13 protein-coding genes are annotated in these 13,759 nt (G+C 44.3%); all 13 read right to left on the reverse strand.

The genetic code is table 11. From position 1 onward, the window contains the following. Positions 1-15: 15 nt before the first annotated feature. Genes HLH14_RS07465 through HLH14_RS07525 form a run of 13 tightly spaced genes read right to left on the reverse strand, consistent with a single transcriptional unit; the run spans position 16 to position 13,752 of the window. A complete protein-coding gene (locus HLH14_RS07465) occupies positions 16-1,236 on the reverse strand; it encodes a beta-ketoacyl-ACP synthase (protein WP_171532839.1) in 1,221 nt (406 codons plus the stop codon). Continuing rightward, on the reverse strand, positions 1,236-1,961 hold the full coding sequence (locus HLH14_RS07470; protein ID WP_171532840.1) for a 3-ketoacyl-ACP reductase FabG2: 726 nt from the start codon (positions 1,959-1,961) through the stop codon (positions 1,236-1,238). Before HLH14_RS07470 ends, HLH14_RS07465 begins: the two co-directional genes overlap by 1 nt. Beyond that, the gene (locus HLH14_RS07475; RefSeq protein WP_171532841.1) at positions 1,958-2,395 is read right to left on the reverse strand and encodes an ApeP family dehydratase; all 438 of its coding nucleotides are present in this window, start codon (positions 2,393-2,395) and stop codon (positions 1,958-1,960) included. Before HLH14_RS07475 ends, HLH14_RS07470 begins: the two co-directional genes overlap by 4 nt. Then, the gene (locus tag HLH14_RS07480) at positions 2,392-3,591 is read right to left on the reverse strand and encodes a beta-ketoacyl-[acyl-carrier-protein] synthase family protein (protein WP_171532842.1); all 1,200 of its coding nucleotides are present in this window, start codon (positions 3,589-3,591) and stop codon (positions 2,392-2,394) included. The genes HLH14_RS07475 and HLH14_RS07480 overlap by 4 nt, the downstream gene beginning before the upstream one ends. Before the next feature lie 12 nt (positions 3,592-3,603). Further along, positions 3,604-4,155 (reverse strand): DUF3261 domain-containing protein, encoded by a 552-nt coding sequence (locus tag HLH14_RS07485; protein ID WP_171532843.1) that lies wholly within the window; start codon positions 4,153-4,155, stop codon positions 3,604-3,606. Position 4,156: 1 nt separating this feature from the next. Beyond that, on the reverse strand, positions 4,157-5,455 hold the full coding sequence (locus HLH14_RS07490; protein WP_171532844.1) for an NAD(P)/FAD-dependent oxidoreductase: 1,299 nt from the start codon (positions 5,453-5,455) through the stop codon (positions 4,157-4,159). 13 nt (positions 5,456-5,468) lie between these two features. After that, a complete protein-coding gene (locus HLH14_RS07495) occupies positions 5,469-7,802 on the reverse strand; it encodes an MMPL family transporter (RefSeq protein WP_171532845.1) in 2,334 nt (777 codons plus the stop codon). Then, positions 7,777-8,376, reverse strand: coding sequence for a LolA family protein (locus HLH14_RS07500; RefSeq protein ID WP_235940475.1), 600 nt, complete (start codon positions 8,374-8,376; stop codon positions 7,777-7,779). The genes HLH14_RS07495 and HLH14_RS07500 overlap by 26 nt, the downstream gene beginning before the upstream one ends. 53 nt (positions 8,377-8,429) lie before the next feature. Beyond that, positions 8,430-8,849, reverse strand: a complete 420-nt coding sequence (locus tag HLH14_RS07505; protein ID WP_086194046.1) for an acyl-CoA thioesterase — start codon at positions 8,847-8,849, stop codon at positions 8,430-8,432. A gap of 19 nt (positions 8,850-8,868) precedes the next feature. Beyond that, complete coding sequence (locus HLH14_RS07510) at positions 8,869-10,401, reverse strand: HAL/PAL/TAL family ammonia-lyase (RefSeq protein WP_171532847.1); 1,533 nt, start codon at positions 10,399-10,401, stop codon at positions 8,869-8,871. Continuing rightward, the gene (locus tag HLH14_RS07515) at positions 10,401-11,279 is read right to left on the reverse strand and encodes an LpxL/LpxP family acyltransferase (protein ID WP_171532869.1); all 879 of its coding nucleotides are present in this window, start codon (positions 11,277-11,279) and stop codon (positions 10,401-10,403) included. The genes HLH14_RS07510 and HLH14_RS07515 overlap by 1 nt, the downstream gene beginning before the upstream one ends. Before the next feature lie 55 nt (positions 11,280-11,334). Continuing rightward, on the reverse strand, positions 11,335-12,069 hold the full coding sequence (locus tag HLH14_RS07520; protein WP_378321029.1) for a glycosyltransferase family 2 protein: 735 nt from the start codon (positions 12,067-12,069) through the stop codon (positions 11,335-11,337). Between the two features lie 12 nt (positions 12,070-12,081). After that, the gene (locus HLH14_RS07525) at positions 12,082-13,752 is read right to left on the reverse strand and encodes an AMP-binding protein (protein WP_171532849.1); all 1,671 of its coding nucleotides are present in this window, start codon (positions 13,750-13,752) and stop codon (positions 12,082-12,084) included. Between the last annotated feature and the right edge of the window lie 7 nt (positions 13,753-13,759).

Genomic DNA, 13,759 nt, shown 5'->3' on the forward strand with positions numbered 1-13,759 from the left:
ACCCTCTTGTTGTTGTTAAACCCGTTTAAAAATAAGGGAGGTATTAATTCCTCCAAAAGCAAAATTATTGCTCATGATGATGTCGGCATTGATCTTTCTAGAGTCATTCACGATATAATCTAAATCGCCACATGCCGTATCTATTTCTTCTAAATTTAAAGTGGGAACAAACTGGCTACGTTGCATCATTTCAATACTTAGCCACGCTTCTATCGCGCCACACGCACCTAAAGTATGCCCGAAATAACTTTTCAGCGAGCTGATCGGTTTCTTGCCCAAAATTCTTGCGGTTGCCTGAGTTTCTGCAATATCGCCTTGATCGGTCGATGTGCCATGCGCATTCACATAATCAATTTGGTCGGCCTGGAGTTGTGCATCAGACAATGCCCATTCCATACAACGTCCCATCATTTCAGCATCTGGACGTGTCACATGCTGACCGTCGGTATTACTGCCATAACCAATGACTTCTGCATAAATTTTGGCGCCACGTGCTTTGGCATGTTCATATTCTTCTAAAATTAAACAGCCTGCACCTTCACCCACCACCAAGCCATCACGTTTAGCATCGAATGGACGCGGTGTTTTTTCTGGATGTTTATTTTGACCGCTGGTTGCCAGCAATACATCAAACACTGCCGAACCTGCGGCACTCAGTTCCTCGGCACCACCTGCCAGCATCACCGTCTGCTTGCCGTATTTAATCGCTTCATAAGCCTGACCAATTGCCATTGAACCCGAAGTACAGGCACTGGATGTCGGCAAAGTTAAGCCTTTTAAGCCAAAATACACCGTCATGTTAACCGCACTGGTATGCGACATCATGCGGATATAAGTCGTCGCATTGAGTTTGTTCATGTTGTTATCAAGCAACATGCTACTAAACTCGCCAATCGCATCGACACTGCCCGCAGATGAACCAAATGCCACACCGGTTTGACCACTGTTTAAGATCGGATCATTTAACAGAGCTGCATCTTCAAGGGCTTTTTCCGCACAAACCGTTGACATCAAGGCAACCCGGCCCATACCACGTGTCGCTTTGCGGTTAAAATGTTTGGGAATGGTATAGGATTCGACCGGACCGGCTAATTTACTGCGTAAATCGCTAAACACTTCCCATTCTGGCATGTAGCGAATGCCGCTTTTACCCTGTTCAAACTGAGTGAAAATCTGATCTGCCGTTTCACCTAAAGAAGTGATTCCCGCCATGCCTGTGACCACAACACGTTTCATCAAATCAAACCTCCATTGACTGAAATCACTTGACGCGTGATATAACTTGCATCATCACTGCATAAAAATTTCACCACTTTTGCCACTTCATCGACCTGTCCCATGCGTTGTAATGGAATCATCTTCAAGGCATGTTCTTTGACTTCTTCAGTGACCATTTCGGTTTCAATCAAACCCGGCGCCACACAGTTCACGGTAATTTTTCGTTTCGCCAGTTCCAGTGCCAAAGCTTTGGTCGCGCCAATTAAACCGGCTTTAGCCGCACTGTAATTCACCTGACCACGATTGCCCATCAAGCCTGAAACAGAAGACATCGTCACAATACGTCCGCCTTTTTTCAGGCGAATCATCGGCATAACTAAGGGCTTTAATACGTTGTAAAAACCATCCAGAGATGTAGAGATGACTTCATCCCAGTCACTGTCGGTTAAAGCCGGAAAGGCTGCATCCCGGGTTAAACCGGCATTCAGTACGACTCCATAAAATGCACCATGTTCTGCAATATCCTGTTCTAGCAATTGCATGACTTTTTCGCGGTCATTCACATCAAATAAAATGGCATGGCTGGATTGCCCCAAAGCCTGAATTTCTTGTACGACTTTCTGTGCTTCTTGTTGTCTAGATCGTGCATGTACAGTGACATCAAAACCTGATTGCGCCAATTGCAAGGCAATGGCTTTACCAATGCCACGGCTTGAGCCGGTTACTAAAATTCTTCTACTCACTCTGACTTCCCAATATTTTCTTCAATTTCTGGCGGTTCAAACACACTCAACATGGCACTAAAAAGATGTTCTTGATACTCGATTTCGCAGTTAAACTGCCCCAAGCCCTCATGCAAATAGCCTTGTTCCGCTTTAATACGCACGGTTTCACCCAAAGCAAAATAAGGCAATGGCAACTGCATTTTACGTGTACCCAATAAAAAACCAATTTTTGGCGGCAAGCCGAGCATTTGACCTTTATGTCCTGCATAGGCACTGATGGTCTGCGCCATCAATTCAATACTGGTCCAAGTCGGTAAACCTTCAGCTTCACAAAACATTAACTCAGGTCGAATTACCAATTCCGCTATGGCAAAATTTTCATTGGCTTCAATTAAGTAATCCACAAAAACCATTGGCTTTTCATGCGGGATAAACTGCACAGCATCCATCATTTCAGTTTTGTTCCAAAAATCAAACTAATATTGCTGCCGCCAAAAGCGAAAGAATTACTCATCACATAATGAATTGGCTGTTGCAACTGTGCATCCAATACATAATTCTGCTCATCCAGTTTCGGGTCAATGTTACTGGAGTGATGCAGGGGCAACCATGACTGATCAGCCAAAACCTGCTGACAAATCACCGTTTCAATCGCACCTGCTGCGCCCAGACAATGCCCTGTTTTATGTTTGGTACTGCTGATTGGAACATCATATTGCTGGAATACCGTCTGAACGGCTTTAATTTCCATGGCATCATTTTGCGGTGTTGCCGTACCGTGCATATTCAAGTAGCCAATATCACTGGCTGTTACGCCTGCCATATCTAGAGCTTTTTGCATGGCTTCGGCAGCGCCTTTTCCTTCCGGATGCGGTGCGGAAATATGCCAGGCATCCATCGATTCACCCGCTGCCATCAACATGACAGGTGCAGTCTCTTTGGACAATAAAAACAAGCCTGCTGCTTCACCAATATTAATCCCGTCACGCTGTGCACCACAGGGCTGACAAAGACCATTGGACAGGCTTTCCAGACTATTAAATCCATTCAAGGTCAGCTGACATAAAGTATCCACACCACCCACCAGAACAGCATCGGCTAGACCGGCATTAATCAAACGCTGTCCTGCCGCCATGGCTTTGGCACTTGAAGAACAGGCGGTAGAAATGGTATATGCAAGACCTTCCCAGCCCAGATACATTTGCAAGCCTTTGGCCAGACTGCCCATCTCCTGTTTGTAGTGCTGAACCTCTACATCTGCCTGATTAACAAAATATTGTTTCAACAGCTTTTCGTTGTCGGCAATCCCTGAGGTCGAAGTACCCAGAATAATCGCCAAACGTTTGCGATCGAATTGCGCCGTATAGTCACGTACTGCGGTTTCAATGGAACTTAAAGCAGTTAAGGCAAAACGTAAATTACGCGAATCCACATCCTGCAAAAATGCTGGAATATTTTCAATTAAAGGCTGCTGATAGGCACCTACCCAGACCTGTTTTTCTGGAATAAATCCTGAAACCAGGCTCAAAGTATTTTGCTGGCTAGTCAGCGCCTGTTTGATCTGTTCAGCGGTATTTCCTAATGCCGACAAACCCACGCTGAAATGAATCCCGACTGCAGGATGTTGTGTACTGATTTGATCACCCATCATCATCCCCCTTTATTCAGTGCTTTCCACATCTGTGTTTTCCAAGCTGTCACTGATAGTACTGATGACCATTTGATAAGACACTTGCAGGTTATCCAACTCAATCACATCATTTTCATGTTTGATATTTAATACATGCTGCTGGTTGATAAAAACCGACTGTACCTGAGCAGATTTTTCAATCCGAACATTCTGCTGATGTAACTGGGCAAAATTCGGATAAGTTGCATATAAAATATCACGCACCACAAACTCGAAAGGCAGTAGCTTCATTTGCTCAATCCGCTGTTCTACATGGACTTTATGACCATCAAAGCTCAGCTTGAATAATTGCTGTCCCGTCAAGGTTAATGCCAGCATCTCTAGCTTTGAACCTTTTTGTTGCTGATACAGTAGAAAACTAAAACTCTGCTCTTTCCACTGCACCTCAAGCTGATCCTGACGCTGATAACTCTGTGCAGCCCAAGTGGCAGTTGCCAAGCCTTGCGCTTTCGGCAGCATCGATTGGCAGCCACCACAGAGCAGAACCGTAGCGAGTAACATTCCTGTCCATTTCAGTTGCATATTAGACACCATTGCTTAGAATTTCAGTTTGCTGTGGATCGCGGCAATATTCCGCCAAAGTGCTTAAACGTTTTTTGGCATTTTTATGAATCGGATTCGTGGTATCCCAGGCATAACCGGCAAGCAGCGATGACACCATACGGCGAATTTTTTCATCTTGCTGAGTCGAGAACACCACATCCTGAAATTCACCCGTATACCAAGATTCCACATAGGCACGGAACACTTGAATACCTTCACGTAACGGTTTTTCATACTGTTCCATCCAGTTAACCGTCTGACCTTGCAGCACTTGATCCACCAAAGGAATTGCCAGACTTGAAGATTTCAGCGCAATCGTTACGCCTGATGAAAATACCGGATCAAGGAATTCACCAGCATTGCCCAGCAAGGCATAGTTACGGTCAGCCAGATGTTTTACATTGGCAGAATAGCCCACCAATGTACGTACTGGTGTGTCAAACGTGGCATTGCGTAATACCTGTGACAGGCTTTCGTCATCGGCCAAAATACGTTTCAACAAGGCTTCTACATCATAATCAGCACTGCCATCAAAGCCATATTGCTCAAAGAAGTCTTGCTCTGCGACCACACCAAAGGATGACCGACCATCCGCAAATGGAATCAGCCAATACCAGGCCCGATGATCTTTAGCGTGCACCGTAATCAGGATTTTTTCGCGATCAAAATCGGGATCATCCAAAATACCATCTTCAATATGGGTAAACACCGCACGACGTACTGGAAAATCAGATGGACTTTCCAAGTCTAAGAACTTCGGTAAGATCCGACCAAAACCACTGGCATCGAGTAAAAATTTAGCCTGAATTTGATAAACATTTTCCTGCTCATCTTTTACAGTCAAAATCGGTTGTTCTGGAGTAACATCTACATCAATGACTTCATGACCAAAGCGAATTTCTGCACCCTGTTTTTCAGCTTGTTGTGCTAATAAATGGTCAAAATTGGCACGGCGAACTTGCCAGGTGGTGCCCGGACCGTCAGTAAATTTCTGGGTAAAGTCATAAAAACTGCGCTGCTTGCCTCTTAGGAATGCCGCACCATTTTTAAACTGAAAGGCAAACTCGCCAACATGCTCACGTACCGTATCCAGTAGCCCTGCTTCTTCCAGGAAAACCATGGATTGGGGCAACAATGATTCACCGATCGAAAAGCGTGGGAAATATTGTTTTTCAATAATCGTGACCTGATAACCCTTTTGACGCAGCAATGCTGCTGCCGAACTGCCCGATGGTCCCGCGCCGATAATCAATACATCTGTGTGTTGCATGCTGCTCATTGCACTGTACCTCTTAGTCTCTCAGCTCTTTTGGCTGATATTGTTGAAGCACAACATGCTTGGCATCGGAAGATGTAAACAATGTTGCGTAAATAAATGAAAAAATCACCCCAAGTAAAACCGTCAAGCCAAAGCAATGAATCGCATAGGTGTGGCTAAAAGATAATAACCCGAAACCTAACAAGGTCGACATCATACATAGGAATAACGCCATGCCTACCACTTGCGGATGATCATGTCCATGCCGGTAGAAAATGGCATAGTCTACGCCAATCCCGATAATCAGGAAGGTGCCCATAATGCTGAATAAATTAATCTCAACACCTAACCATGCCTGAATCGCAAAGGTGGTCATTAAGGCTAAAGTCACGGGTAATACCAACGGCAAAATGGACTTGATGCCATAAATAATGCCCAAGCCAATGGCTAAGGTAATTAGGGCAGAAAGTAATAACCATTGCGCCTGAATACGATGCTGCTGAAATAGTTCAGACAGCTGATTCACTGGTCTTAACAGTTGCACCTGTTGGTTATTCAGTTGTTCTAAAGCGGCAACATTATGGACATTTTGTAATAGCACCAGACGCTCGGTTGGGCTCATTTGTAAAAATGCCAAGGGATGTTGTGCCATTTCAGCTGGATGCAGTAAAGGCTGCTCGTCGAGTTTTTTTTGCCAAGCCAATACATCTGCCGAGTTAAGCTGTAAGGCTGTGGCATAGTCTTGTAAGGCACTGGCTGGAATAGCCTGCAATAATTGAATATTGTGCTGTTGTTGCGCTTCAGATGGCAACCATTGTCCTAAAGCCTGAACGGTCTCTAAAGCCCCTTCATTTTGTAATACTTGCAATTTTTGCAGCAGTTGCTGTTCGTTTCGCTCAAGCTCTGCGGCAGTCTTGCCATGCACAACAAAGTATTCACTGCTTTGTTGCTGCATAAAGCGTTCACGTACGTATTGATCTTCCTGCTTGAGCTGCTGATCCATACTTTGTAAATTACGGATATCATCATTGCTTTGCAGCAACATTAAGCTGCTGCCTGCGACCACAGCAATCACCACAATCAAGCCGTAACGCAGACCATTTTTAGCTTGGACAAAGGTACGTGCTTTGCCAATAAAACTTAAGCTGCGAATAGCAGGTTCGGCATTTAAAGGAGGTAATCTTGGCAGTAATAAAACACTGGTGATCCATGCTGCAGCCAGACCGACCATGGAGAATACTGCAATCTGTTTAAAGCCTGGAAATGGGGTGAAACTTAAGAATATGTACGCGACCAAGGTGGTCATCAAGCCCATAAACAGGCTCGGCAACAGCGGTTTTAATACCGCAAAACCATTGAGATGTCGATGCTGCGATTGCATCGCCATAAAGTAAAATGAAAAATCGACACAGACCCCGACCAAGCTAGCCCCAAACACCAAAGTCATCAGGTGAATTTCACCGAATACCCAATGGGTGATGGCAAATGCCACCAGACATCCGGTACCAACTGCAATCATTTCAGTCAGCATTGGACGAACCGAGCGGAAACCAAACAGCACTAAAAGGAAAATTCCCAACGTTGAACCTAGGCCAATGGTGGAAATTTCTTTTTCAGCCGAGGTCGTGCCAAATTGGGCAAATAACAACGTTCCTGTCCAATGGGGTTGAACCTTCATTTGACGTAATTGTGAATCGAGCTGTTCAATCCAGATGGCAGTTTTTTGCTGATAATCAATATTGTAAGGACTGTTTTTTAGCTCTAAGACCAATAAACGTGAAATACCTTTATCATCTCGAATGGTGGCAAAGCCCTCTTCCAAAGCAATATCAGGATTGCTCTGTAAACTGGATAAGCCCATGGCATAACGCGGAAATAACAGCAGCGGATCTTGTTGTAATAGCTCTGCTGTCACCGGCATGCCCGGACTCATGATTTGCAATAAACCTTGTTCGGTCAGGGAGACATAATCTTGTTGTTCCAGCAGCTTTTGATCATCAACAGTGAGCAAGCCAGCACGATGCTGATATAGCACCTGTGCAAACTTGTCACTGTCTAGCTGTGCATTTAAGGGCTGCCACAAATCAGTTGCTGCCACGCTTTGTTTAAAGGTCGTGGTGGCTTTGGCTAAGGCCACATCATCTTTGGCATTCAGTACCACAAACACTTTGTCATTCAATTGCTGACTGACATATTGCTGTGCCCGTTCCAGCCTTGGGTCTTGGGTCGCTTCCGGCAACAATGCAAAAATATTGGTCTGAAGATGAATATCTTTTTTCAGCCACGCGGTACCCAGCGTGATTGCAAGCACGCTGAGCACAATCAGCCACAGTACGGTAAATTTATTTTGCCAGTTGGAAAAGCGCATTTTCCTCAGCCGTTAAAGTTTGGGGTTGAGTGGTTTGTTGACTAAAGCGAATGGTGGTGCTGTTATTGGCTTTCTCACGAATTACGATGCGATCGACATAACGCTGCCCTTGCGCATCAACCCGAACAAATAATTTTTTAAATAAACTGCTTTTCGGGGTTAAAGCGACATTCCATTGCGCTGGCGTATAACTAGCAGAAATGATATTAAAGTTTTTGGCAATCGCGGCTTCATTACCCGACATCAGCTGCAAGAACATGGTTGCCACCGAGCCATATGGTGATTTATCAATTTCAATCTGACTATGCGTGCGCTGGGTTTTTTGCACCAGTTTACGTGGAGTCACAATCAAATCGGCTTTGACTGGATTTTGAATTTTCCAGATGACACCTTGCGATTTTGAAAATGAAACCGTGCCTTTAGAGACAAAGGTTTTATTCATTGAAGCCAGTTTTTTTTGCTGTTCAAAATTGGCACGTACAGTTGGAGTCTCGGAGAGCTGTCCAAAAATTTGTCTGAGCTGCGGGTTTTGTGCATGTACAGGCTGTGGCAACATGAATGTGATACACAGCATACTCGCTAAAAACAGCCATACTGCACGTTGTAGATTGATCGATGTCATCTGCTTTACTCCGACTTAAACTCAGACCAAGCGTTTAAACGCTCCAATAAAATTTGCGGTGACTGGAAACACATTTCACGACTTTCAATGTGTACCGCCACTTGAGTGGTATAGCCTTTGGTGAGTCTTTTTCCAGTTTCCGCATCAAAAATTTGATACTCAATTTTCAGGCGGTTTTCCCATTCTTTTAAAATGGCACGCACCCGAATTTTCTGTTCAAACAAGATGCCATGTGCATAGCGCACGTGGCTTTCAATCACAGGCCATGCATAGCCAGAGTCACGCATCTGGATATAGTTATATTGAAATTGATCCAGCAACTTACAGCGTGCAATTTCAAAATATTTTAGATAATGCCCATGCCACACCACGTTCATGGCATCCACATCATGAAATGGCACTTCAATCATCACATCGGCATGCATAGTCTGTTTCCTGAAATGTTTAGCGAACAAGGTCACTGCTTAATAATTCTAGATTTTCGAAACGATCCACCAGCTGCTGCAACTCGTGTTGCAATGGTCGATCTTCCACCACGTAGTCAAATGTTTGCAACACCCAGACCTTAAATGCAGCCAACACTTCAGCCAGTTGGCCATCTAAACCTTTTAAGTGAATGGCTTGGACACTGGCACAGCACAGTGCTGCAATCACCTGCTCAGTCAATACAATCACACGGCTGGCATCGCGAGCTGCAATGGTTCCCATACTGACCTTGTCCTGGTTATGACATTCGGTCGAACGGGAAAAAATTGAAGCCGATAAGGTTTGTTTTAAGGCTTCTGCCGTCCATGCCGACACACCAATTTGTACGGCTTTAAAGCCATGATTCAGCGGTAAACGTTCTGCTGTTGCCCCGGTCAGATTACGTGGCAAACCATTATTCATTTTATAGTCAACAAGCTGTGCAAATTGGCGATCCATTAAATCGGCAATATTGGCAATCATGATTTTCAGACTGTCCATGGCTTGGGCAATATGTCCGCCATAGAAGTGACCACCGTGCAACACGCGTAAATTGACCGGATCAATCAGCGGATTGTCATTACTGGAGTTCAATTCATTTTCAATAAACTGGCGTAACCACGGTTTAGAATCTTCCAATACGCCAATAATATGTGGCGCACAGCGTAAGGAATAACGGTCTTGTAAGCGTGAACTTTGATGTTCAGTTTGCACTTCACTGTTCAGCCAATCACGCAATTGCGCGGCAATATTTTGCTGACCCGGATGGGGCTTTTGGGCAAACAACACTTCATCAAAATGGCTCGGATTGCCTTCTAAAGCGAGAACATTCAGTGCGGTAATGCAGGTGCTGGCTAAACTGATTTGTTCGGCTTTTTTATAATTTAAACAGGCTATTGCAGTCATCACAGCAGTACCATTCATCAATGCCAGTCCCTCTTTAGGACGTAACACCAAAGGCTGCATGCCTTTTTCTGCATATACGCTACTTACCGGAGCAATTTGACCTTGGTAATAAACATCACGTTCACCAACCAAAGCCCCAGCAATATAGGACAATGGAGTTAAATCACCACTCGCCCCGACTGAACCTTCCGAAGGAATCACCGGGATGACATTTTCATTCAGCATCCACACCAGACGTTCAAGCAAGGCATGCGAAACGCCTGAATAACCGCGTGCCAGCGAACATAGACGTGTCACCACCACAGCACGCGCCGTGATTAAATCCAGATTCTGCCCTAAGCCACAGCCATGAAAACGGGATAAATGCAAAGGCAGTTCATTGACTTGATGGGCTGGAATTTCCACCAGACAGGAATCTCCATAGCCTGTGGTCACGCCATAAATCACGCCTTCGTCTTGTAACAGTTGATCCAGAAAATCTGCACCGCGTTGAATTAAATCACGCCATTCGATAGATGCGGGCAAAGCCACTGATTTTTCCTGACGTGCAACCGCAACCACATCTTCAATCGAGAGTGGTGTTTCCCCAACAACTAACACTTGCATTAATCTTTGTTCCAGAAATTATAGAAGTTAAACCATTGATATGGCGCACGAATACAGTGCTGCTCAAGTAGGCTGACATATTGGCGTGTGATGTTTTGAATAGCTTGCAGGCGGTTTTTTCGAGGAAAATTCAGTTGCTCGGCAATCGCGTGAATATGCACTTCAAAATTATTTGCAACGCGATAACAAAACACTGCAAATACCGGCACTTTCAGCAAGCTCGCTAAAATCCACGCTCCTTGCGGCCAGTTTGCTTCCTCACCCAAAAATGAAATCGGCTGTACCCGATCCGATTGAATCGGAACGCGATCTGCTGCAACAATGACCCATTCACCCTGATCAAGTTTTTCTTGCAGGATCAGCGCGGTTTCAATACCCAATTCATCTACCGAAACCAGATTGACATCGGCTTGATCATTGAGCTTTTTTAGAAACTGGTTAAATTTGGTGGCATGCTTTTGATAGACCAAGACATTAATTTTTTGTGGATGTTCCGACTTAATCGCCCGCAGCAATTCAATATTGCCAAAATGCGACACCACAATCACCGCACCCTTTTGATAATGGTTACGCAAATGTTCATGGCCCTGTAAAATCAGTTGCTGTTCCGGAATTTTACCGAGCCAGCCTTCAATTTTGTCCAGAATACATTCGCCAAATTGCATTAAATGCATATAACTATGACTTAAACCCGGTGAGCTTTTAAACGGGGAATTCGGTCCTGCAAAATGATGCAACTTGGTTAAATAGAGTTGTGAAGCCTGACGTGCAGTGCCTGAAAAAATCCAGAACCACAGAATGATAAAATACATCAATACACGGCAAAGCCAGCGACCACCTAAACGATAGAAAGCTAACACCAAAGTCAGTGAAAACATCCCACCCCGTTCTCTAATGTCATTCCATTGCGTTGGGTTCAGCTCAGCCACTCAATTAACCTTTTACTTTCTGTGACAGCAATTTAGGCAAACGCCGCAGCATTCCACCAAATAAACGCAGATGTGCCTGACTCATGCCCATGTTGTCACGCCATAGATTGAAATGCGAAATACCATTTTCAGGGTAAACTACTTTGGTCGGCACATTAATAAAAGGCACATCTGCCCATTTTAAACGCACCAAAATTTCACTATCAAAGCCCATACGCGGCTGAAATTTTGCTGAATCCAATACCTGAATCGTACTGGCTAGAGGATAAACACGGAAACCGCACATACTGTCTTTAATGTCAAAAGACAGGCTGTTAATCCATACCCAGATATGGGTGGCATAACGACCATAAAGCCGTTTTTTAGGAACCGATTCATCAAAGATCGGCTGACCGATGACCATCGCTTCCGGATTTTGTCTAGATATTTCTAAAAATTTTGCCACATCCTGCCAGTCGTGCTGACCGTCAGAATCGAGCTGCAAGGCATGACTAAAACCCAGAGCATGGGCATGACGTAAACCTGTAATCACGGCCTGTCCTTTGCCCTGATTATGGCTATGCTCAACCAGCTCGACCAATGGATGTTGTGCTGCAATGTCATGTAAAAGTGCTGTACACGCGGCATCACTGCCATCATTCACCAGAATAATGGGCATCTGAAACTGATCCAAATGAGCAACCAAGGCCTCAATATAATGCGGATGGTTATAAACTGGAATCACAAAACAATGCTGCATATACATCCTCTTCTAAGCCTGTTCAGTTTGTGTTTTAAACAACAAACGTCCAGATGCCAGTGTCTGATCTGCATGACTTAATACAAAACTCACTTTATGCAGTTTTCTCGACAATTTCAGCTGTAACACCATATAAGGCTGGATCAAATCTTGAAACTTGAGCTGTTCAAAACCATTACACCACTCAAGGTCTGCCCAGCTTTGACGGGAAAAATGCTGAATAAATCCAATCTGTCCCACACCGGGGAAAATTGGATAATCTGGAAAATGCCCTTTAAAGCATTCCAGTTCGGGAGAAAACTCTAGACGATATAGTGCCTGATCTGACTCATTTTGTTGTTCCAATACAATAGGCAATAACATAGGTTGAAATAAGGATTTCATGTATTGTTTATTCAGCTTAGATTGGGCATTTTGCGGTAATTGTGTCAAAAACCGCCACTGTCTTGGGATGGCGATGCTTTCCAGCTTGGCTTTCAATTGCGCTTTTAAGGCTGCAACATATTGGGCTTTGTTCATACTTTGCAGTAGTTGTCTGGCTTGCTCCGACAATACCGCAACGCAGGCTAAAATCTGACGATGTTCCCGTTCCAGAATCAATACATGACATTGCACAATCTCATCCAGCTCGACAATCTTCTGTTCAATCGCATCCAGACTCAGGCGTTTCTCTTCCAGTTTGACAATCCGGTCTAGTCGTCCTAATAAACGGAATGGACTTTTTGGATTTGCGGCATCAATCACTTCAACTTTATCGCCCGTGAAAATCCAGTCTTCACTAAAAGCATGATTGGTTCTAACTTCCAGTTCCTGTTGCTCACCGGCCTGGATATCGACATTGGCAAAGGGTATCCATAAGGCATTATCCTGTTGTCGATGCGCGATCCCACCAGTTTCCGAACTACCAAAAACTTCGGTAATGGGTCGGTTCAAATAAGGTCGTACACCAGATTCCAGTTTTCCACCGGATGAATATACGGTTAGGCAATCTTGCAACAAGACATCCTGAGTCCAGCGTTTTAATAAGGCGGGACTGGAAATCACATAATTATCTATCTTGAAAGCGGCTAATTTTTTTTGAATATCGGCCACATCTTCCGGGAAAACCAACTGCGCTTGATAAAAACAGCGACCACTTGCGAGTGGCCATAATAACTTAAACAGCAAGCCATAAATATGCTGATGACTGACCGTGGCAATGGCAATCGCCTGTTCAGGTAACTGAAAACTGGCATCCAGTCCCTGCACTTCATTCAGCAATTGACGCAAGGTACGAGGAATTTTCTTTGGCTGCCCGGTTGAACCGGAAGTATAAAAATAGATTTGTGTCTGATTCAAAAAAGCATCATCCAGATTCAGTTCAATCGGCTGGTTTTGGGTCATAGATACAGGCTGACGCTGTAAAAAATAAATGTTTTGTTCAGCCAGTTCTTTTTCTAAATCACTGACACGATTGGGAGGAAATAACACCTGTTTTTTTGCTAAAAGTGCCGCAAACAACAACACTAAAAATTGGTAACTGTCAGATTCCCATAAAGCCCAGCTATCATGTGGCAACGACTGAATTTCATGACTTTGCTGTATCACATCCTGCCAGAAATTCTGAAAACAGATTTGGCTTAAATCAGGCTGAATACACAGCGCTTTCAGTGAATGAAGATGATTTTGAAAATGACACAACATAATAATC

Source organism: Acinetobacter terrae, assembly GCF_013004375.1.
Classification (GTDB): domain Bacteria; phylum Pseudomonadota; class Gammaproteobacteria; order Pseudomonadales; family Moraxellaceae; genus Acinetobacter; species Acinetobacter terrae.